This is a genomic window from Pelovirga sp. C15f (genome assembly GCF_057178085.1).
Genome location: NZ_JBXUCV010000003.1, coordinates 280,645 through 302,024 on the forward strand (window position 1 = coordinate 280,645; position 21,380 = coordinate 302,024).

Sequence of the window (21,380 nt, forward strand, 5' to 3'; positions counted from 1 at the left end):
GTCAGTCCGGATCGGATTCGGCAGCGGCAGTTTTTGTCGCTGAAGAGACATCGGAGCCGAGGATGATCGCCAGCCAGCGGGTTGAAGGGGTGACCTCCAGGGCAATCTTCATAATCATGGTCAAAGGTACCGACAGCAGCATTCCTACCGGGCCTAACACCCACCCCCAGAAGACCAATGACAGAAAGACTACCAGGGTCGACAGCCCCAGGCTTTTTCCCATCAGGCGTGGTTCAACGGCATTACCCATCACCACATTTATGATCAGATAAAGACCGGCTACCAGCGCCGCATGCACCGGGCCGAGCTGAACCAGAGCCAGTAGTACTGCCGGAATGGCGGCGATAATGGAGCCGATATTGGGAACATAATTGAGCAGAAAAGCAATCAATCCCCAGAGCAGGGCATAATCGACACCAATAAGCATCAGACCGCCGGTCACGACCAGCCCGGTCACCAGGCTGATCAGGGTTTTGATGACCAGATAGGTACGAACGCCGGTAACAAAACGCTCATAGGAGGCCAGGGAGGTGTCGGCATCCGGCAGGGCCGCGCGCAACTTGTTGGGCATCCCCGCTGCTTCGAAGAGGATAAAAATGACCGTCAGCAGGATAAGAAAGGAATTGGTCAGCACTCCCCCGGCGGCCGATAACATGCGCCCGGCGTATTGCATAATCGAGCCCGGATCAAAATGGTCGAGCAGCAACTGGCGCGATATCCTGATGCCGAAACGGTCAAACCAGTCAATCAGCGTCAGGGTCTGGGAACGCAACTTCTGTTCATAGAGCGGAAGCTGGCTGGTAAAATCATTGACTGAGGTGCCGATGATGGTCAACACCGCCAGACCGCCCAGCATGACGACGGTAATAACGATCAGCAGCGCCAGTGATGCCGGAACCCGTTGGTAGCGCAGCCAGTAGAAGGGGCCGGCACAGATAATCGAGATGAAAAACGCCAGCAGAAAAGGTACCAGTACGGCCTGGGCGGTTTTCAGTCCGGCGATAATAACCACCAGGGCGGCCAGGGAAACAAGAGTGCCGGTGACTTTATTCCGTGAGCTGGTCATGGTCAGTCAGCTACATTACAGAGCAGCAGCTTGACCCCCTGCTCAAACATGATTTCCATTTTATTGGGGCGGGTCGTGGAGAGAATCTGCCCCATGCCGAAACTGGGGTGATCGATTAAATCTCCGGTTTTTACCCGTGATTTGATGTTGTAGGGGATGGCGCGGGTCTGGTCGGAGGCGGCCATCATGTCAGCCCACTGGACCTGGGCGCGGGTTTTGCGCGGCTGAGCCGGGGTGCGTGCAGAAGTGCTGCGTGGCTTTGGGGCCGCAGTGCCGCGGTGGTTATGGACACTGCCGCAGACGTTGCACTCGACACGGGCGACGCGGTCGCCGACCATGGCAACAATGGTGTGGTTGGAGGTTTCTTTACATTTGCTGCAGCGAGACAGGGTGTGGTCACCAGCGGTCGGTACCTTGTTGATCATGTGTACTCCTTGAAAAACTTTCTTTGTACCCCGTCCGGTTCGATCTGTCAATCAGAGTTACTGCAGATTCATGGGCTGTTAGAGACTGTAAATATCCTGTGCCCAGGTAACCGCTTCCAGATAGGCATTCGGCAGCACTTGCTCATCGATCTGGGTTTTTGCTGTCATTTGTGAGACGGTTTCCCAGTCCCCCTGTTCCATGGCGATGACCAGCAGGAGAATTGACCTTAACGGGTTGTCGGCACCGGTCAGCGCTGCAAAAACGTCATCCTCTACGGTAATTTCCTGGAGAATTTCATCGAGGGGGCGCGACATGATGACATCGAGTAATGAAAACAGGCCCATTAAAAACAGGTCGGATTTGCGATCGCCCATGCGACTTGGCTGCGCCAGTTGTTCACACAGACGGGCGCGGATCAACGAACTGACGACCAGTTCCGCCGGTTTGTCATTCGCCATCGAGGAAATCGACAATAACGAGACCCACGAGCGGATTTCCCGCAGACCCAGCAGGGACAGGGCCTGAAGTACTGATGTGACCTTGTGGCGCAGGGCAAAGGCGGCGGAGTTGATCAGTTTGAGCAGCTTGTAGGTCAGGGATACTTCACTCTGAATGGTGATCGCCAGCTTCTTGAAATCAACATCCTCAGCGTGAACGTCTTTGAGGATGCGCAGGAACTGAATTTTGTTGGTCGGAATGTCCTTGCGGGAAATAATGACCGGCTTGGCAAAAAAGTAACCCTGAAAAAACTGGTAGCCCATGGTTTTGGCCTGTTCAAACACCTCATGGGTTTCAACCTTTTCAGCGAGCATCTTGATCCCGCGCGGGATCAGTTGCCGGGCCAGTTCTTCCTGTTGCCGGACGTCACTGAGGAGAAAATCAACCTTGACAATATCAGCAAGATCGAGCAGCGGCTCAAAATTCCGGTGATAGACAAAGTCATCAAGGGCAAGGGTATAACCGAGTGTTTTAAGGCGCTTGCAGGCCTCAATAATCTGTGGGGTCGGTTCGACATTTTCAAGAATTTCAACGACCGCCTGCTGGCGCGGGAGGGTTGTCATCAGGTCTTTAAGGAGCACGTTTTCCGTGCAATTGAGAAAAGCCTTGGTATTGCCGGTCATTTCCCCCAGGCTGAACAGCAGGTTGCTGTTGGCAATAACGCTTGCCGAGGCCTGATCAAAGTTGTCACTGTCAAAATAGTTATGCATTCCGGAGCGGAACAGCAACTCGTAAGCAAAGACCCGCCCGCGGGTATCAAAAATCGGTTGTCTGGCAATAAAATGTTCCACTGTGGTTACCTTCCTGCGATCATTTTTGTTGCTGCAATATGACAACCAGAACAATGTATCTATTTTTGCGGCAGAAATAAAATAGCAAATCCCCGATGTGGTGGTTGACCTTGATATTTCGCTTGTATAAACTTGCTGTCAGCAGTTAAGCCTCACTTGTATATCATATTTTTTACTTCTATTGACAAGGATAATGCTCATGAAAAAGATCGTTCTGTTGTTCAGTATTGTCGTGCTCTGTGCAGCGACGGCAGCGATTGCGGTTCCTGCGAATCGTTCCTTAACCTTTGATAAAAGTGCTCTGGGTGCGGTGGAGTTTTCCGGAAAGATCCACGCTGAGGCGGGTTTCAGTTGTACTGACTGCCACAATCCTAACCTGTTTCCGCAGATGCGCAAAGGTAGCGTGGAGATAACTATGGAAAAAATCTACGCCGGTGAACTGTGTGGCTTCTGTCACAACGGTGAAACTGCTTTTGCGGCCAAGACGAGCTGTAATCGCTGTCACGTCAAATAGTTATTTCCCAAAAACGGTTTTTGTTTACCGTACCGGCAGGTTCTTAAATGGCCGGCTCGATTTTTCGAGGCCGGCCATTGGTTTTTATCCTTTATCCTTCATCACCGTTCATGCCCGATTTCCTACAACAACAGCAACGCCAATAACAACAGCATGAACATCGCCCCGGCAACACTGAGCTGGCGTAACTGCTGCTCCGAATCCTGCAGTAACATCAGTAAGGGCAGGTTCTGCCAGCGGGGGCCGCGTAGCTGTCGTGGCGGCGGGAGTTTTAGCGCGGCAGCAATGTCCGACACGCTGCGCAGCAGAGTTTCCAGCAGTACATCCATGTCTCTAACTCGCAGATTGGCAACGCGGTTGCGCAAACTGTACCAGCCCAGCAGGGTGATCATGGCGCCGGCGGCAACCGGCCAGAGGGCAGCGAACCATTTGAAGGCCATACCGGGAGAGGACGGCATCAGGATCCCCGGATAGATACCCACCAGGAGAACCGCCACGAGCAGCAGGCTCCAGCCGCTCCACATCCCATGGGTCGCTGCCTTCGCAGTGCCTCCCGCTTGTTGCCACAACAGCAGCAGCAGGCGCCCCATCAGTAGAGTCGTGCCGACTGCTGCTACCCCGAGCAGGAGGGTCAGCAAGGATGCGCCAAGCACCGGTGATTGCGTCAGAAACGGCTTAAGCCCGGCCTTGGCGAGGGCCCCGCTGGTGAAAGGCGCACCCGCTAGAGCCAGGGCCGGCAGCACCAGTCCGACGAGGGTGACATAGCGCATCCGGGTGGGGGTCTTGAGATGACCGGCCATGCCGACACCTAGGAACAGCGCGCCTTTGGCCAGCCCGTGGTGCAGCGCGTAAAATCCCACCATGGGTGCCATTAACGGCCATTGCTGCGGTGCGGCCAACCCGAGACCGATAGCCATCAGAGGAATGCCGATCTGGCTGATGCTCGAGTAGGCCAGCAAGGTTTTCGGCTGATTTTGCAAAAGCCCCATCACCACTCCGAAAAAAGCCATCAACAGACCCAGGCTGATCAACGCGGTCGACCACCCGGGAAGGTTCGCGAAGGACAACGGAAAGAGGCGTAACAGGCCTAGCAGGCCGGCCTTGATCATGGCGCCGCTGAGCACCGCACTTGCCGGAATCGGTGCCGCCGGATGGGCCAGGGGTAACCAGAAATGTAGGGGTATCACTCCCATCTTGACTCCCAGGGCAACGAGCAGCAGGGCGAGAATCAGGTTTATGGCGTCAGCATCGGCAATGGCACCGGCGACATCCCTCAGCAGCAGGGAATCCGCCGCTTGCGCTGACAGCAGCAAGGCAGCGAACAGCAGCACTTCACCGACGATCACCAACCACAGGTAGATTCTGCCGGCGCGCAGGGCAAAGGGCGTGTTGTCATGGATAATCAGACCGTAGGCGGCAAAGCTCATCAGGGTAAAAAAGAGGTAAAAACTGATCATGTCCAGGGCCAGGGTCAGCCCAAGGTTACCGCTCATACAGAGTAGGAAAAAGATCCAGAAACGTATTCGCTGTGGTGAACTTCTGGTGTAACTACCAGCGTAGATGCCGGCTGACAGCCACAACAGGGCGGTCAACAGCAGAAAAACCTGCCCGGTATTATCTATCCCCCAGTGGCTCCCGATCAGCAGCCAGGGAATAGCGATTGGCGCCCCTGCCTCGGGAAACAGCGCCAGAACCAGTCCGGGAAGGGCCGCCAGGGGAGCAATGGTGAGGGCCACGGCTCGTAACCGCGCCCCCGCCAAAGCGCCGGCCAGCAGCAGGGGGGACAATGGCACCAGCAGCAGAATGGCGGTGGTAACAGCCGCACTCATAGGCCATACTCACGCGCGGCAATCACTTCAACCCAATACAGTGCGCTGCCAACACTGCTGGCAAAGATTCCCAGCAAAACAACCAGAAGCGCAGTAATCAGCGGCGGCGCCAGCAACGCCCAGGTGGTTTCACGGCCGCCGCGCAGGGACGAGGAAGGCCAGTCCTGACGAGGCTCAACAAACCAGATGCGGTGCAAGACCGGCAGAAAATAAGCAGCATTGAGCAGGGTGCTGACGATCAGGACCAGGATGATCCAGGGTTGCCCTGCCGCCAGGCTCCCGAGCCCTAAATACCATTTGCTGATAAAGCCGGCCAGTGGTGGCAAGCCGATCATCCCCAGGGCACCGACGGTAAAGGCCATCATGGTCCAGGGCATCCGCCGACCGACTCCGTCCATTTCATCTATCTTATGAATGCCGAGGGTTTCCGCCAGGTTACCGGCACAGAAAAACAGGGTAATTTTCATCACCCCCTGGTGTACCAGGTGTACCAGTCCACCGATCGTGCCCAGGGGGGTCGCCATGGCCACCCCGAGGAGGATATAGGACACCTGACTGACGGTAGAAAAGGCCAGGCGCCGCTTCAGATCATTCTGGCTCAAGGCGCGGATGGAACCATAGATAACGGTAAAGGCGGCCAGCAGCGCCAGGGGGAAGAGCAGGTTCAGTTGGGTACTGAAGCCGATACCGTAGATATCATGAATGACCCGGATAATCCCGAAGGCCCCAGCTTTGACGACAGCGACAGCGTGGAGCAGGGCACTGACCGGTGCCGGTGCAACCATGGCGCTGGGGAGCCAGATGTGCAGCGGGACCAGCGCTGCTTTGACCCCCAGGGATAAAATCAGCAGCGCAAAAATGATGGCAAGGCTGCCATACAGCGCCGGGTCGAGATCAGCAACAACACCACCGGGCCTGAAATCAAGAGGCCCGGCGATGGCACGCAGCCAGACCGTGGCAAAAAACAGCACCAGGCCACCGCAGACGGTGTAGGCGAGGTAGATGCGTCCTGCAGCCAGGGCTTTCGGTGTGCCGCGATGGACCACCAATGGATAGGTAGAAATGGTCAGCATTTCGTAAAAAATGACAAAAGTAACCATGTCACCGGACAAAGCAATACCGGTAGTGGCGCTGACACAGAGGCTGAAAAAACCAAAAAAACGGCTGCGGTTGGGAGAGCCTTCAAGGTAGCCGATGGCATAGATGGTGGTCAGCAGCCAGAGAAACGCTGAAAGGGTTAAAAATAGCAGGGAGAGGGCATCGGCACGCAGCACCAGCTCAATATCAGGGAGCAACGGTAAACGCAATTCCGCGTATTGGCGCTCAGCAACCCGAACAAACAACAGACCAACAAACATCAGTTTGAACAAAGCCCCGGCCAGGTTGAGAGAGGTGCGCAGGGTCACCTTCTGTTCCGGCAGGGTAAAAATGATCAGGCCGGGGAGCAGCGAGCTTAAAAGGATGGCCGGCAGAATCAGATTACTCATGGGATCACCTCCACCATGATCGATCCTTGTACCGGAGCTCCTATGAGCGCTATCTGAATCGGTTGATAAGCGATCAGACCGAACAGCAGGGCAATCACCGAAAGTACCAGGGGCGGCCACTTCATCACCCAGGGGATGACCGGGTAGCTGCTGCGCTTGACATCAAGGAAGGCCCATCCCAGGACCCGGGCGATGTAGGCAGCTGCCAGCAGAGTGCCACTGAGGATAATCGGCAGATACCACCACTGGCCGGTGACCAGGGCCGCGTTGATGAAAATCCATTTGGCAAAAAAACCGCCACTTGGCGGCAGGCCGATAATCGTTGTGGCCGCGAGGGTGAACACCACCACCAGGACGCCAACCGGACCGCCGGCACCGGCCAGGCGTGACAGACGATCCGAACCAGCGGCGTGATGAATGGTACCGGCAACCATGAACATGGCGGATTTGCCGCAAGCGTGGGTCATCATCAGCAGGACCCCGCCGGTCCAGGCAGCAGCCATGGTTTGCGGGTGAGCAAGGGGGAAAACCAGGTACAGATAACCGATCTGGGCGACAGTAGAGTAGGCGATCAACAGCTTCAGCCGTTCCTGGCGTAGTGCCATCAGCGACCCCCAGACAATGGCGATGGAGCCTAGCAGACCCAGCAGGTGGCCGATCGCAAGGGTATCCAGAGCAGGAAAGACCTCAAACCACAGGCGCAGCAGAATGACATAGGCAGCTTTGATCACCAGGGCAGAGAGGGCGGCACTGACCGGTGCCGGTGCCATGGTATGGGCCTGGGGCAGCCAGAAATGCAGAGGGAACAAAGCACTTTTGAGCACCAGGCCGGCCACCATCAGGGCCATGGCGGTGTGGTTGAGGCGCGTCGCGCTGATCATCTCGCCAAGCAAGGCAATATCTACCGTGGCGTAGCCGCCGTAGAGCAGGCCAACTCCCAGCAGGTAGGAAAGCGAACCGAGCAGCCCGATAAAAAGATACCGCAGCGCCGCCGCAAGGGCCTGTTTGCCCCCCTCCAGGGCAATCAAGGCGACGGAAGAGAGGGTAACCAGTTCGAGGGTAACATAGAGGTTAAACAGATCGCCGGATACAAACAGGGCGTTGCAGCTGCCCCATAAAAAAAGCCACAAGGGCCAAAAATACCTGGCCTTATCGTGATGCTGATCATGTGCTGGAAAATAACCCAGGGCATAGCAGCTGATAATGAAACCGACCAGGGCTGTGACCGCAACCATGACCAGCGCCAGGCCATCACGGCGCAACTCAATTCCCAGCGGGGTTGGCCAGCCACCGGCGGTGATCGGATCGGCGTGGGTCAGGGCGACGGACAATATCCCGGCAAGAGCGCAACATGGCAGCAGTAGAGCCGTTGCCAGACCGATCCAGCGTGCCTGCCGCGGTGCGAGAAAAGCGGCCACGGCCGCCCCCAGGGGGAGCAGGGTCAGCCATATCAACCATTGCTGATGCAGGAGCAGTTCAGTCAAGGGACGTTTCCTTATCAGTGGCAAAGGTAGTGCAGCTGGTCAGGTTGTGAATCCTGATTGTCAGGGCGATGGCGACGGCGGTGAAACAAAGGGACACGACAATGCCGGTCAGTACCATCACCTGGGTGACCGGGTCACCAACCGCGCCGGTACCGCGGGCACCGATGGCAATAAAGACCATAAAGACACCACTGCCCATGATGTTGATAGCGAGTATTTTACGTAGCAGATGGCGCCGGATCAGAAGGGCGTGAAGACCGATAAAGAACAAAAGAATGCCGCCACCGGCGTAAAGAAGCGGTGTTATCATGATTTGTCCTGATTTTTTGTGGTTGGTTTTGCGGATGTCGGGAGATTACTTTGCGGGTGACCACCGGCCAGCTCCGCGCTGAGAATAGCAGCAACTGACAGGGTCGCGACAATTTCAATCAGCAGGATAAGACCCCCTGCCTGTCTTTGCGGATAGAGCAACGGTTCGCCCAGCAGCAGCAGGGTGAAGGCCGCAACCAGGAGAAAAACCAGAAACCCGGCAACCAGAATCAGACGCAGGGTCACGCCGGACCAACGCGAGGGCAGGGTGTGTCCACACAGGGTCGCAAGCAACATGGCGGCAGTAAGCAGAGCCCCGGCCTGGAAGGCTCCCCCGGGAATATATGCTCCCTGCCACAACAGAACCCCGGCAAAGAGAATCAGCAGGGGCAACAACAATCGTCCAAATCCGCTCAATACCTGTGGAATGTTGTTTTGTTCGAACCGTGGTCGAGCCTGATCAAGAGACCAGATGGTGATCAGTGCCAGCAGCAGCACACCTTTTTCCAGCAGGGTATCCCAGGCCCGGAAGTTCAGGAGTACGGCAGTTACCGGATGCTCGCTACCGCTGATACTGAGGAGGTTTTGCACCAGCCCCTGTTGGCCGGATGTCACGACCTGGAGTTGGCGCAGTTCAAGCACGATAATCGCGGCAACCGAAGGGATGATGACACCAATCAGAACCGGCGCGGAAAGGCGCTGCAAAAAGGTCAGGGGGCGGCTTTGGGGGCGAAAGCGCTCAGTTGAACCCAGTTGTCCCAGCCCGATCAGCAGCAGGGCACCGGTAATGCCGGCACCGATGGCGGCTTCGGCCATGGCTACGTCGGGGGCGCCCAGTCGTACCCAGGCCAGTGCCAGCAGCAGGCCGAAAGCAATGAACAGTACGACAGCTCGAAACAGATCAGTACTGGCCAGCAGCAGCCAGGCCAGGCAGAGCAGGGTGAACAACAGGATCAGGTCAAAAATCAGTGTCAGTTCCATGGTCAGCGCTGCCAGGGTTGGTGCCCGTCCTGCTGGGCTTTATGCGCGATCAGGTGGGCGACGGTAGCGCCGGCAATCAGTACCAGCAGCCAGATCAGCAGCAAGCGGATGACAACCTGTAAACTATCGGCCTGGACCATCAGGGCCAGCACTACCAGGCCCAAACCCAGGTTGTCAGCTTTCGTCAGGGCATGCAGGCGGCAGTAAAGATCAGGAAAGCGGAGCAATCCAAGGGTTCCGGCGAGAAAAAAAGGCAGGGAGCAGAGCAGCAGCAAAGCGGTGATCAGGTCATTGATGCTCACGAGGCCCCTCCTGTTGCGAAACATTATCAATATTTCTGCGGCGTACAAAAGTGACGGCTGTTACTGCCGCCAGCAGGGCAAAGATCAGGGCGACATCCCAGATGGCAGTGTTGCCGCCGGCCTGGCCGAGCAACAGCAAAATAGCAACTGCCGTGGTGCCGAAGAGTTGCGCGGCCAGCATCCGATCGGTCGCGGTTGGACCGCGCAACACCCGCACCAGACCAAGGCTGATGGTCAGTAACAGAATCAGGGCGAAGCTGATATAAAGACCGGTCATTTTCCCCTCCCAGGGGAACAATTAAATAGCTGGGCGACGCGTTTTTCAAGTTGGCCCAGCTGCGGGTCGACCTTACGGTCAAGCACATGCACTTTGAGGGTTGTACCAACAAGGTCGGCAGACAGGGTGCCGGGCAGCAGACTGACACTGTTGAGAAAGAAGATCTGCGGTCGTCCGCTGGGGAGAGTCAGTGAAAAGTCGATGATCTGCGGATCAAGAGGGAGGCTCGGGGAATAGGCGCGGCGAGCGACATCAATGCCGCCGTGCACCGACTGCAAAAGAAAATAGGGGACAAACCGGAGCAGCCCGATAAAAGATATCGGCCAGTGGGGAGTCGGCGGTGCCGCGCCCATGACCCACAGCGCCAGCGCGATGGTCGGTACCCCGATGATCCAGGAAGACGCCCGCCCACCGGTCAACACCCACCAGAACAGCAGACAACCGCCAAGACGGATGGTGAAGCGGGGCCACAAAGATGTCTGTGCTGCCATCGAGCCTCCTGTAGGTAAAATCAGAATTCAGGATTCAAAATAAAGAATACAGGATAAAAAGGCCGGATGCCAGAAACCGGTGTTAGTGTCCATCCGGAAACTAGCTGAGAAAACGGCGCATCATCGCCAGGGCAGCACGGCGCCCATCGGCGGCCGCAGTGACCACCAGGTCGGCACCACGGAAGCAGTCACCACCGGCGTAAACCTTGGGGTGGCTGGTCAATCCGCTGGCCGGATCAATCTCCATCTGGTCCCAGCGATTACACCTAACTCCCATCTCAGCCAGTTCTGCAACCGGTGTAACATCAAAGCCGAGGGCAAGGATAACCATGTCCGCCGGGATACAATGAGCCGTGTCGGGGATGATTTCAACGCGCTGCCGGCCATCAGCATCCTTCTCTGTCAGGCGTGTCTGTTCAACCTCAATACAGAGCAGACCACTCTTATCGCGACGGATTTCCCGGGGACTGACGTTGAAGTCAAAAATAGCACCTTCCTCGACGGCATTCTGCACTTCCTTATGGCTGCCCGGCATGTTGGCTTCGTCGCGGCGATAGAGGCAGGTGACCTCTTCGGCCCCGTCGCGTAAGGCGGTTCGCAGGCAGTCCATGGCGGTATCACCGCCACCAATCACCACGACCCGCTTGCCTTGCATGAGAAAATGTGAGTCGGCGGGTTTGCCGAATAACTGCTTTTGCTTTTCAATCAGATAGTCCATGGCCAACACCACTTCCGGCAAATCTTCGCCGGCAATACCGGCTCTGCGCCCCTGGGTGGCACCAATGCCGACAAATACCGCATCGTAATCATCGATCAGCTGCGCGTAAGAGATCTGTTCGCCAATTCGCCGGCCCAGATGCAGCTCGAGGCCGGCCTGCTGGAGCAGATCAAAGCGGCGGGCAACGATCTTTTTATCGAGTTTGAAACCGGGGATGCCGTAGGTCAACAGTCCGCCCGCATGTTTAGCCTGCTCGTACATCGTCACGCCAATACCGGCGCGCAACAGGAAATGGGCGCAGGAGATGCCGGCCGGGCCGGAGCCGACAACAGCGACCCGGGTTTTATGACGCACACCCGGGAAGGGTAATCGCAGTCCGGCGTCGAAGGCCAGATCAGTGATGGTTGCCTCAATGGCACCAATGGTAATGGCGCCGTAGCCGTCATCCAGGGTGCAGGCGCCTTCGCACAGATGCCCCTGGGGACAGATGCGCCCGAGAATCTCAGGAAAGGGTGAGCTCTCATTGGAAAGACGAAACGCGCGTTCCAGGTCACGGTCGGCGATCGCCTCAAGCCATTGCGGGATGTAGTTCTGCAATGGACAGCCGATGGTGGCGCAGAAAGGGTCACCACATTGAACGCAGCGTTCTGACTGCTTGCGAACCATGCGGCTGGTAAAAAAACGGTAGATTTCGTCAAAATTCTGCAGTCGCTGGGTGGCTTCAAATTTTTCCGGCTCCAGGCGGCCGGTTTCGGTAAAGTTCTGCATAGATCAATCCCCTTCCTTCGGGTTGAGCGGTGCTTTCATGTCCTTAGGGGTGACCATCCAGAAATAGGCCAGCTCCTCGCGGAAATCATCGAGTATCGCTTTGGCAACCGGACTTGCCGTGCGGTTATGATAGCTGATGAGGATACTCTTCAAGTAGAGTCGGCCCTCGTTGTCTTCATCGACGTCGATGCGTCGCGCGACCACCAGCTGTTGATTGAGGCGGTCGATAAAATTCTTATTGCGGTCATAGACAAAGGCGGCACCGCCGGTCATGCCGGCACCGAAATTGATCCCGGTTTCCCCGAGTACGACGACGGTACCGCCGGTCATATATTCGCAGGCGTGATCGCCGGTGCCTTCAACTACTGCCAGGGCGCCGGAATTGCGCACGGCAAAGCGCTCACCGGCGGTACCTGCAACAAAGAGCTTGCCGCCGGTGGCCCCGTAAAGACAGGTGTTACCAACCGCTGAAGCGCCTGGTTGGTAAACCTGGGGAGTGATGATAATGCGTCCGCCATGCATCCCTTTGCCAACGTAGTCATTGCCGACTCCGTGAAGAAAAAGTGACATTCCTTCAGACAGAAAGGCACCGAGGGACTGGCCGGCCACGCCTTTCAACTTGATGGTCAGGGCTTCCTTGGGGAGACCGGTGTCACCGTAAAAACGGGCAATCTCACCACTGATCAGGGTGCCGAAGCTGCGGTTGACGTTGCTGATCTCACGTTGCGCGACCATTTCGGTCTGGGGATTTTTGATCACCGGATAAATTTCCTTGAGCAGCTCCTTTTCAAAGGTGTTGTCATCAAAGGGATGGTTGTCGCGGGTACGGACATTGACACCACCGACCTGGTGGAGTATTTCCGAAAAATCGAAGTGATTCAACAAGGGGGTGTCAAGTTTTTCCAGCAGGTCGTTGCGGCCGATAATTTCTTCAAGAGAGCGGAAACCCAGAGCGGCAAGGATCTCACGCACATCTTCAGCGACGTTTTCCAGATAGCTGATGACCTTTTCGACGGTGCCGATGTAATGGGTGCGCAGATTCTCATCCTGGGTGGCTATCCCGACAGTGCAGCGGTTAAGGTGACAGACGCGCAGCAGCTTGCACCCAAGCAACACTAGTAGCGGGGTGCCGAAGCCGAAAGTTTCGGCACCGAGCATGGCAGCTTTGACCACATCACGGCCGATTTTAATGCCACCGTCGGTCTGCAGGGAGACCAGCTCGCGCAGGTTGTTGGCTTTTAAGCTGATATGGGCTTCACTCAGGCCGAACTCCCAGGGGTTGCCGGCATGTTTGAGGGAACTCAAGGGTGCTGCACCGGTGCCGCCATCGTGACCGGAAATAACGATCTTGTCAGCGTTGGCCTTGGCAACGCCGGCAGCGATGGTGCCGACCCCTTCGGTAGAGACCAGCTTCACGCTGATTTTTGCCTTGGTATTGATCTGTTTAAGGTCAAAAATGAGCTGGGCCAGATCCTCAATGGAGTAAATATCATGGTGAGGTGGCGGGGAAATCAGGGTCACCCCGGGAATCGTGAAGCGCAGACGTGCAATCAGCGGACTGACCTTTTCGCCTGGTAGTTGCCCCCCTTCTCCAGGCTTGGCGCCCTGGGCGAGCTTGATCTGAATCTCTTCAGCGCTACGCAGATAACCGGGAGTGACACCAAAACGTCCTGAAGCAATCTGTTTGATGCGGCTGTTGCGGATGGTGCTGAAACGCGCCGCGTCTTCCCCCCCCTCACCGCTGTTGGAATGGCCCCCCAGGCGGTTCATTGCTTCCGCCAGGGCTTCGTGGGCCTCCGGAGAGAGCGCCCCTAACGACATGGCCGCAGAATCAAAACGGCGGGTGATGGCGGCAACCGGTTCCACCTGTTCAATCGGCAATGGCGAGTGGGGGCTTTTAAAGCCGAGGGCATCACGCACGTACCTGATTCCACGGTTGTCGATCATCGAGCGGAATTTCAGATATTCTTCACGGCTACGGTTTTCAGCAAAGCGATGCAGCTGGGTAACATGCCAGGAGTTGAAATCGTGGTATTCAAATCCGGGATTATCGCGATAAAAACCGCCGATCTCGAGGGGATAGATGGGAGTCATGTAGCTTTCGGCAAAGACCTTGCGGTGGACCCGGTCGACGCGTTCCTCAATTTCCTGGAAACCAAGGCCCGGCATCAGCAGCGGTGAACCCTTGAAACACGCATCTGCAATTTCGCGGGAAAGGCCGATAATATCGAACAGGGCGGCATTGCGATAGCTCGAAACGGTGCTGATCCCCATTTTCGACATAATCTTGAGGATTCCTTTGTTAAGTGCCGCATAGATATTCTGTAGCGCTTTGCGCAGCTCCCGCGGCGGCTGGTTGCGCTTTTCTCCGAGTTCGAGGGCGCTGGCATAGAGCAACCAGGGGTAGATGGCAATGGCACCGTACCCGATCAGGACTGCCGCGGCATGGGGGTCGACTACTTCCCCGGTCACCGCCACCAGGCTGACATGCTGGCGCAGGCGGGTTTTGAGCAGCTGGCGGTTGATATAGCCAACCGCAATGGCCATGGGGATCAGTCTGCGGTCTTTGCTAAGGACCCGGTCGTCGAGAATAACGATGCGCACGCCGTCATTGCTCACCGCATCCAGTACCTGCTCAGCGAGCTGCTGCAAGGATTTTTGCAGATCGATGTGAAAATCGGTATGGAAAATCCGGTATTTGTAGCAGGCCTCAAAACGCGGTAATTGCGGGTCACCAAAGGTCAGCAAAGAGTGGTAGATCTCATAGGACAGAAAAGGGGACACGCTTTTTAAGCGCATAGCGCGATTCTTGGTTTCGATCAGGGGGTTGCCGATGCCGCCAAAGCCGATGGTTGTTGACATGACCGCTTTTTCCCGCAAGGGATCGATGGGCGGATTGGTCACCTGGGCAAATTTCTGTTTGAAAAAGTCGCTGAAGTTGCGTTGTTGATCGGAAAAAGCCGCCAGAGGTGTATCGTCGCCCATGGAGCCGACCGGTTCCTTGCCGTCAGCCATCATTGGTCGGATGATCAGATCAACGACCTCCGAGGTGATATTGTGATAACGCTGGGCGGTCTCCAGGTCCGGGTAGCGGTAGTCCTTGTCTTCGCAGAACTGACGGCCGATAAATTCCTGCAGGTAGAAGGTATGCTCGGTCAACCACTGATTGTAAGGCTGAGACTCCATCAGATAGTGGTCGATATCGCGGGTGTAGAAGATCTGGCCGGAGTTGAGGTCGGCAGCGATCATCTGACCACTTTGCAGGCGGCCACGGTCGCGGATCATTTCTGCCGGCGTGTCGATGACACCGTATTCGCTGCTGATCAGCAGGCGATTGTCAACGGTGATAATGTATTTTGCCGGCCGCAGACCGTTGCGATCAAGGACACAGCCGATGTAGCGGCCATCGGTCAGGCTGATAGCGGCAGGGCCGTCCCAGGGTTCATAGGCGCCGGAGGTATATTCATAAAAGGCGCGCAGCTTGGCCGGCATGTTGGCGACGTTGTGGCGCGCCGGCGGCACCAGGCCGCGAATCGCTTTGAAAAAATCGACACCGTTGGCCAGTTTGAATTCAATCATGTTATCAAGACTGGCGCTGTCACTGACCCCCTCTTCGAGCAGCGGCATGATCCTCGCGATTTCATCCTCAGTAAAAACCGTGCTACGGGCATCGGTAAACTTGTAACGCGCTTTGAAGCGGTTGCCCTGGATTGAATTGATCTCACCGTTGTGGGCGATCACCCGTAAAGGCTGCGCAAGCTTCCACTGGGGCAGGGTGTTGGTGGAAAAGCGCTGGTGAAACAGGGCAAAGGAGATCTCGAAATCGGGATCCTTGAGATCGGGAAACAGGGTTTCGATATAGGTCGGCATCACCAGACCCTTGTAGCTGATCAAGGTGCGAGAAAAGCTGGGGATATAAAAGTGCGGATCAGAGTTGAACTGCTTTTCAACCTCTTTGCGCGTCAGGTAGAGCAGGGCATCAAAGCGCCGGGTGGCAATCAGCGCTGCCGGGACGACAAAAACCTGGAAGATCTGTGGCAGCCGGTTTAATGCGTATTCGCCGAGGGCAGCGGTGTTGACCGGGACCTCACGGGTAAAGAGGATCTGCAGGTCGTTTTTGCCGCACATTTTTTCAAACACCGGCAACTGTTTTTTCGCATCACGGGTGAATATGACCGCCACGGCAAACTGCTCCGGCAGCGAAATCTCCTGCTCTTCAGCGACCTTGTTCAAGAAGCCGACGGGCATGGAGCAGAGCAGACCGGACCCGTCGCCGGTTTTTCCGTCAGCGGCAATGGCGCCCCGATGCATCATCCGCTTGAGGGCTTTGATGGCGTCTTCCAGGAGTTGATGGCTGGGCCGGTTATCGATCTGGGCCAGCAGGCCGAAGCCACAGTTGTCACGGAATTTTTCTGCTGGATTCATATAAAGCTTATCCTTTGTTGGGGTAGTGCAGTTTATCTGGGGTGCGATGATGTATTGTTGCCTGGAGCGTGAACGCAATAGATCATCTAATGCAAAAAACGTGCACAATGCCTGGAAAGAAATAGCGGCCCGCAACCATAAGAAAGGACACGGATCAGCAGCGGCGTAACCTTAATGCTGCTGAAACATTACGCAGTTTACTTCAGTGTGTGCTATAAAAACAGCAATTTGAAAACTATCATATGATTGCTTCAGGAGGAGATGAATTCATGAGTAAGTCCCAGCGGGTGTCGACGGGCTATGCCGAACTGGATGCTATTCTCGATAGTCTACGCATCGGCGACAATGTCGTGCTAAAGGTCGAGTCGATCGATGATTACCGCTATTTTGTCCAGCCTTTTGTCGAGCAGGCCCTGCGCGATGGCCGTATCATCAATTACATGCGCTTTGGAGATCATCTGCCGTTGCTGGCTGAATCGCCCCGGATTCAAATCCATCAGATTGATCCGAAAGAAGGTTTTGAGCCCTTTGCCTGCCAGGTTTATCAGATCATTACTGCCCAGGGAAAGGAGGCTTTCTATGTCTTTGACTGCCTCTCTGAATTGTTGTCCGCCTGGGCCACCGACCACATGATCGGCAATTTTTTTCGTATTACCTGCCCCTATCTGTTTGACCTTGATACTGTCGCTTATTTTGCTCTGATTCGCAGCCGTCATGCCTTTCGTACGGTTGAACAGATCCGCAATACCACCCAGGTGCTGATTGATGTCTTCAGCCACGAAGATCACTTTCACATTCAGCCCCTCAAGGTCTGGCAGCGGCGCTCACCAACCATGTTCCTGCCCCATCACAAGATCGGCGAACGCTTTATCCCCTTGACCAACAGTTTCGAATCAACGCGGCTCTACAAGTCGTTGGCGGAACGAACCGCTAACGGTGGACGACGCCAGATTGATCACTGGCACCGGCTGTTTATGGATGCGGAAGATTTGTGCCGGGACAATGGCTCCGGTTACGATCGCGACAATATGGTGCGCCACCTCTGTCGCCACGTTCTTGCCCGCGAGGAGCGGATGCTGGCGCTGGCGCGTGAATATTTCAGTCTGCCCGATCTGCTCGATATCAAATCACGTATCATCGGCACCGGCTTCATTGGCGGCAAGGCAGTGGGCATGCTCCTGGCGCATAATATCCTCCGGCGCGATGAGAGCTTTGACTGGGATCTGCATCTCGAAAAGCATGATTCCTACTATGTCGGTTCCAATGTCTATTATTCCTACATCGTGCACAATAATCTCTGGCCCTTGTTTATGCAGCAAAAGGGCGAAGCAGGCTATTTCAGCGTTGCCGCCGAGTTGCGCGAGAAGATGCTCGCGGGCAGCTTCCCGGACGAAATTCGTGAGGAATTTCAGCAGATGCTCGAATATTATGGCCAGTATCCGATCATTGTGCGCTCCAGTTCATTGCTGGAAGACGGCTTCGGCAATGCTTTTGCCGGTAAATACGACAGTTTTTTCTGTGTCAATCAGGGTGGGCCGGAAGAGCGCCTGGAGGCGTTGGAAGATGCTATCCGCAAGGTCTTTGCCAGTTCCATGAGTGAAGACGCCCTGACCTACCGTCTGCAGCGGGGCCTCGATAAAAAGGATGAGCAGATGGCACTGTTGATCCAGCGGGTATCCGGTTCGTATCGCAAGCATTACTATATGCCGGAATTGGCGGGCGTTGGTGTGTCGTATAATACCTTTGTCTGGGATAAGGAAATGGATCCCCAGGCCGGTATGTTGCGACTGGTGGTGGGGATGGGGACCCGTGCGGTTGACCGTTCCGAGGTCGATTATCCGCGCGTGGTTGCCCTTGATGCACCGGCCCGGCGACAGCATAAGGGGTTTGAGGATGTCCGCAAGTTTTCCCAGCACGATATCGACCTGCTCAACATCAACGATAACAGCCTGCAGACCCTGTCCCTGTATAATCTTGCCCAGGAGGATCTCGGTATCCCCTGGGATATCTATGCCGTCCGTGACGAAGATACCATCAGGCTGCTGCAGGATCGTGGCCGCAAGGTTGCCAACGTCTGGATGCTGACCTTCGACGATTTTCTTGAACAGAGTGATTTCGCACCCCTGATGCAACGGTTGCTGAAAACCATCGAAAAGGCTTACGGTTATCCGGTAGATGTGGAATTTACCGCCAACTTCACCGCCGATCGTACGGTCAAGATCGATGTGGTTCAGTGTCGTCCTTTACAGACCCGCGGGGCTGAATCGACGCTTGAAATTCCTCAGGATATTGCCGACGAAAAGGTGCTGTTGCGCTCCACCGGGAACTTTATGGGGGGGAATGTCTCCCACGCGCTGGACTGGATTATCTGGATCGAGCCATCTGAATACCTGCGACTGCCCCTGTCTGAAAAATACGAGGTAGCACGCTTGATCGGGCGTCTCAATCGACGGATTGCCGGCCGCGAACCGGAGGGACGCACCATGCTCATCGGTCCCGGACGCTGGGGTACGACGACACCTTCCCTCGGTGTGCCGGTGTCTTTTTCGGAACTCAGCAATCTCACCGCCCTGGTTGAGGTGGCGTTCCCGTCTGGTGGTTTGATGCCGGAATTGTCCTTCGGCTCCCACTTTTTTCAGGATCTGGTTGAAGCCGATATCTTCTATCTGGCGCTGTTCCCCGAACATAAGGGGTGTACCTTCAACCGTGCCTGGTTGCAGGATCGTCCCAACGCATTGGATGGACTGATTCCCTCCAGCGGTCACTACAAGTCTGTGGTCAAGGTCTGCCGCGTGCCTGATACCGGCGTGCGCCTGATGGCCGATGTGGTGTCTCAGGAGCTGGTGTGTTTTGAGGGGGAGCAGGAATAGCGGGGAGTGGGATGTGGTAGGTAGTAGGATGATACGTAAAAAGCCCGGCTCTAAGGCCGGGCTTTTTAGCTGTATTCTATCTTCTGAATTCTGCCTTCTGAATTTTACACCAGCCCCATCGCCAGCATCGCTCGGGCCACTTTGGTGAAACCGGCGATGTTAGCGCCGAGAACATAGTTGCCCGGAGCGCCGTATTCCTCCGCGGTTTCAAAACAATCGTTATGGATGTTCTGCATAATGTCCTGCAGTCGGTCCTCGGTGTGCTCGAACGTCCAGGAATCGCGGCAGGCATTCTGCTGCATTTCCAGAGCGCTGGTGGCAACCCCGCCGGCGTTGGCGGCTTTGCCGGGACCGTAGGCAATGCCGGCCTCCTGGAAAACCTTGATGCCTTCCGGAGTGGTCGGCATGTTGGCGCCTTCGCCAACGGCGATACAACCATTTTTCACCAGGGTTTTGGCATCCTTGCCGTTAATCTCGTTTTCGGTGGCACAGGGCAGGGCAACCTGGCAAGGGATATCCCAGATACTGCCTTTTTCAATGAAGCGCGCGTGTTTGTGGTAGCTGGTGTAGTCCTTGATGCGGCGCCGCTCGATTTCCTTGAGCTGCTGGACCAGTTCCAGGTCGATTCCGTTTTCATCAACAATGTAGCCGTTGGAGTCGGAGCAGGCAATCACCTTGCCGCCCAGCTGGTTAATTTTTTCGATAGCGTAAATAGCGACATTGCCGCTACCGGAGACGACACAGGTTTTGCCGTCAAAGCTATCCTTGCGGGCTTTGAGCATTTCATCTACAAAGAAAACGGTGCCGTAACCGGTGGCCTCCGTGCGCACCAGGGAGCCACCCCAGTTAAGCCCTTTGCCGGTCAGCACGCCGGCTTCCCAGCGATTGTTGAGGCGTTTGTACTGGCCGAACATATAGCCGATTTCACGGCCACCGACACCGATGTCGCCGGCTGGAATGTCGGTGTGCTCGCCGATGTGGCGCTGCAATTCGGTCATGAAGCTCTGGCAGAAGCGCATGATTTCGCCGTCGGTCTTGCCTTTGGGATCAAAGTCGGAGCCGCCTTTGCCGCCGCCGATCGGCAGTCCGGTCAAAGCATTTTTAAAGATCTGCTCAAAGCCGAGGAACTTGATGATCCCCAGGTAGACTGAAGGGTGGAAGCGCAGGCCGCCCTTGTAGGGGCCAAGGGCGCTGTTGAACTGGACACGAAAACCGCGATTGATCTGGACGCGGCCGTGGGTGTCCATCCAGGGCACCCGGAAGATAATCTGACGTTCCGGTTCACAGATGCGCTCGATAATCTTGTGGTGGGCAAAGGCGGGGTTTTTCACGAGTACTGGACCGAGGGATTCGAGAACCTCACGGACGGCCTGGTGGAATTCGACTTCACCGGGGTTGCGGGCTAAGACTTCCTGGTAGATAGGTTCAATCTTTTCGTCAAGTTGCATCATTTTTTGGTACCTCCTTGTATGAAATGATGACAATAGCGGCACCTTAGCATCATTGATAACGCCGCCGGCAAAACCGGTTGTTATGTAAAAACCTGTTTTGTTATAGCAAAAAATATACCTAATTCCTGAATGACAGGCTGTTCGGTGACCACATGATCTGTTGCGCTGGGGAGCTGTGTTCTGGGTATTTTATATGTGGTGACAAGGGCTGACGGCGCTGGATCTGGTAAATATTGTCAGCTGTTGAAGTATGCTGGTTCCCGATAGTGGGTGGGCTTCTCTTTTGGTGGGTAGTATTTAGCTCTTTTCGTGTTTTTTCGAACTCAGTAGTTTCTGTCCGGACATTCCTCTTAATGCCGCAGATGCCTTTTGGTTGTCAGGGTTTCCCGCTGCGCAGAGCACAGCGGGAAACCTTTTTGCACAGTGTTAAGCTTACAAAGGCAACGTTCAACGCAATTTTTTAATACTTGCCGAACTCATCGTCATCAAGAGCAATAGGTTTTTTGGCGGCAATCTTCTTCTGTGGTTGTGCCGGTGACTCGCCCCAGCCGCTGTTTTTTGCTGCCGTTGTCTTCTGCGGTATCGCCCGTACGTTGGAGTGAGCGCTGCTGCCACCTTTAAGGGTAAAGCGCATCAGCATCTCGCGCATCTGGGCGGCCTGGCCGGAAAGCTCTTCGGAAGCCGCCGCACTCT

The 21,380-nt window shown here is 55.7% G+C and carries 17 protein-coding genes; 2 read left to right on the forward strand and 15 right to left on the reverse strand.

The features are described 5' to 3' along the window. Position 1: 1 nt before the first annotated feature. From AC1931_RS10410 to AC1931_RS10420, 3 genes are all read right to left on the reverse strand, one after another. A complete protein-coding gene (locus tag AC1931_RS10410; RefSeq protein WP_483877194.1) occupies positions 2-1,066 on the reverse strand; it encodes an AI-2E family transporter in 1,065 nt (354 codons plus the stop codon). 2 nt (positions 1,067-1,068) lie between these two features. After that, positions 1,069-1,491, reverse strand: a complete 423-nt coding sequence (locus AC1931_RS10415; RefSeq protein WP_483877195.1) for a hypothetical protein — start codon at positions 1,489-1,491, stop codon at positions 1,069-1,071. Between the two features lie 78 nt (positions 1,492-1,569). Then, positions 1,570-2,781: an EAL and HDOD domain-containing protein gene (locus tag AC1931_RS10420; protein WP_483877196.1), complete on the reverse strand. Its 1,212-nt coding sequence runs from the start codon at positions 2,779-2,781 to the stop codon at positions 1,570-1,572. Positions 2,782-2,980: 199 nt separating this feature from the next. On the opposite strand from AC1931_RS10420, the gene AC1931_RS10425 reads away from it, so the two are divergent. Continuing rightward, a complete protein-coding gene (locus tag AC1931_RS10425) occupies positions 2,981-3,295 on the forward strand; it encodes a c(7)-type cytochrome triheme domain-containing protein (protein WP_483877197.1) in 315 nt (104 codons plus the stop codon). A 122-nt stretch (positions 3,296-3,417) separates the two neighbouring features. Here AC1931_RS10425 and AC1931_RS10430 read toward each other — a convergent pair whose 3' ends face one another. The 10 genes from AC1931_RS10430 to gltB all read right to left on the reverse strand — a co-directional run bounded on the left by AC1931_RS10430 (position 3,418) and on the right by gltB (position 16,366). Then, positions 3,418-5,124 carry a complex I subunit 5 family protein gene (locus AC1931_RS10430; RefSeq protein WP_483877198.1) on the reverse strand — a complete coding sequence of 569 codons (1,707 nt, stop codon included), beginning with the start codon at positions 5,122-5,124 and terminating at the stop codon, positions 3,418-3,420. After that, positions 5,121-6,611, reverse strand: coding sequence for a complex I subunit 5 family protein (locus AC1931_RS10435; protein ID WP_483877199.1), 1,491 nt, complete (start codon positions 6,609-6,611; stop codon positions 5,121-5,123). The genes AC1931_RS10430 and AC1931_RS10435 overlap by 4 nt, the downstream gene beginning before the upstream one ends. Continuing rightward, entirely contained in the window at positions 6,608-8,095 is a 1,488-nt protein-coding gene (locus AC1931_RS10440) for a complex I subunit 5 family protein (protein WP_483877200.1), read from the reverse strand. Before AC1931_RS10440 ends, AC1931_RS10435 begins: the two co-directional genes overlap by 4 nt. After that, entirely contained in the window at positions 8,088-8,405 is a 318-nt protein-coding gene (locus AC1931_RS10445) for an NADH-quinone oxidoreductase subunit K (RefSeq protein WP_483877201.1), read from the reverse strand. The genes AC1931_RS10440 and AC1931_RS10445 overlap by 8 nt, the downstream gene beginning before the upstream one ends. Beyond that, positions 8,402-9,385, reverse strand: coding sequence for a hydrogenase subunit MbhD domain-containing protein (locus AC1931_RS10450; RefSeq protein WP_483877202.1), 984 nt, complete (start codon positions 9,383-9,385; stop codon positions 8,402-8,404). Before AC1931_RS10450 ends, AC1931_RS10445 begins: the two co-directional genes overlap by 4 nt. Positions 9,386-9,387: 2 nt before the next feature. Next, positions 9,388-9,687 (reverse strand): monovalent cation/H(+) antiporter subunit G, encoded by a 300-nt coding sequence (gene mnhG, locus AC1931_RS10455; RefSeq protein ID WP_483877203.1) that lies wholly within the window; start codon positions 9,685-9,687, stop codon positions 9,388-9,390. Further along, a complete protein-coding gene (locus tag AC1931_RS10460; protein ID WP_483877204.1) occupies positions 9,674-9,964 on the reverse strand; it encodes an MrpF/PhaF family protein in 291 nt (96 codons plus the stop codon). The genes mnhG and AC1931_RS10460 overlap by 14 nt, the downstream gene beginning before the upstream one ends. Beyond that, complete coding sequence (locus AC1931_RS10465; RefSeq protein WP_483877205.1) at positions 9,961-10,455, reverse strand: Na+/H+ antiporter subunit E; 495 nt, start codon at positions 10,453-10,455, stop codon at positions 9,961-9,963. Before AC1931_RS10465 ends, AC1931_RS10460 begins: the two co-directional genes overlap by 4 nt. Positions 10,456-10,555: 100 nt before the next feature. Then, positions 10,556-11,941, reverse strand: coding sequence for an FAD-dependent oxidoreductase (locus AC1931_RS10470; protein ID WP_483877206.1), 1,386 nt, complete (start codon positions 11,939-11,941; stop codon positions 10,556-10,558). 3 nt (positions 11,942-11,944) lie between these two features. Further along, the gene (gltB, locus tag AC1931_RS10475; RefSeq protein ID WP_483877207.1) at positions 11,945-16,366 is read right to left on the reverse strand and encodes a glutamate synthase large subunit; all 4,422 of its coding nucleotides are present in this window, start codon (positions 16,364-16,366) and stop codon (positions 11,945-11,947) included. Positions 16,367-16,635: 269 nt separating this feature from the next. On the opposite strand from gltB, the gene AC1931_RS10480 reads away from it, so the two are divergent. Continuing rightward, positions 16,636-19,236: a PEP/pyruvate-binding domain-containing protein gene (locus AC1931_RS10480; protein ID WP_483877208.1), complete on the forward strand. Its 2,601-nt coding sequence runs from the start codon at positions 16,636-16,638 to the stop codon at positions 19,234-19,236. Positions 19,237-19,340: 104 nt separating this feature from the next. On the opposite strand, the gene gdhA is transcribed toward AC1931_RS10480, so the two are convergent. Both gdhA and AC1931_RS10490 read right to left on the reverse strand, forming a co-directional pair. Continuing rightward, positions 19,341-20,687: an NADP-specific glutamate dehydrogenase gene (gene gdhA / locus AC1931_RS10485; protein WP_483877209.1), complete on the reverse strand. Its 1,347-nt coding sequence runs from the start codon at positions 20,685-20,687 to the stop codon at positions 19,341-19,343. Positions 20,688-21,147: 460 nt separating this feature from the next. Beyond that, positions 21,148-21,380: hypothetical protein (locus AC1931_RS10490; RefSeq protein ID WP_483877210.1), on the reverse strand; the 233-nt coding region annotated here is incomplete at its 5' end.

Bases quoted from the DNA above. Each gene is read 5' to 3' on its own strand.
- AC1931_RS10410 (WP_483877194.1), bottom strand. From the start codon at position 1,066: ATGACCAGCTCACGGAATAAAGTCACCGGCACTCTTGTTTCCCTGGCC.
- AC1931_RS10415 (WP_483877195.1), bottom strand. From the start codon at position 1,491: ATGATCAACAAGGTACCGACCGCTGGTGACCACACCCTGTCTCGCTGC.
- AC1931_RS10425 (WP_483877197.1), top strand. From the start codon at position 2,981: ATGAAAAAGATCGTTCTGTTGTTCAGTATTGTCGTGCTCTGTGCAGCG.
- AC1931_RS10430 (WP_483877198.1), bottom strand. From the start codon at position 5,124: ATGAGTGCGGCTGTTACCACCGCCATTCTGCTGCTGGTGCCATTGTCC.
- AC1931_RS10435 (WP_483877199.1), bottom strand. From the start codon at position 6,611: ATGAGTAATCTGATTCTGCCGGCCATCCTTTTAAGCTCGCTGCTCCCC.
- AC1931_RS10445 (WP_483877201.1), bottom strand. From the start codon at position 8,405: ATGATAACACCGCTTCTTTACGCCGGTGGCGGCATTCTTTTGTTCTTT.
- AC1931_RS10450 (WP_483877202.1), bottom strand. From the start codon at position 9,385: ATGGAACTGACACTGATTTTTGACCTGATCCTGTTGTTCACCCTGCTC.
- AC1931_RS10460 (WP_483877204.1), bottom strand. From the start codon at position 9,964: ATGACCGGTCTTTATATCAGCTTCGCCCTGATTCTGTTACTGACCATC.
- AC1931_RS10465 (WP_483877205.1), bottom strand. From the start codon at position 10,455: ATGGCAGCACAGACATCTTTGTGGCCCCGCTTCACCATCCGTCTTGGC.
- AC1931_RS10470 (WP_483877206.1), bottom strand. From the start codon at position 11,941: ATGCAGAACTTTACCGAAACCGGCCGCCTGGAGCCGGAAAAATTTGAA.
- gltB (WP_483877207.1), bottom strand. From the start codon at position 16,366: ATGAATCCAGCAGAAAAATTCCGTGACAACTGTGGCTTCGGCCTGCTG.
- AC1931_RS10480 (WP_483877208.1), top strand. From the start codon at position 16,636: ATGAGTAAGTCCCAGCGGGTGTCGACGGGCTATGCCGAACTGGATGCT.
- gdhA (WP_483877209.1), bottom strand. From the start codon at position 20,687: ATGATGCAACTTGACGAAAAGATTGAACCTATCTACCAGGAAGTCTTA.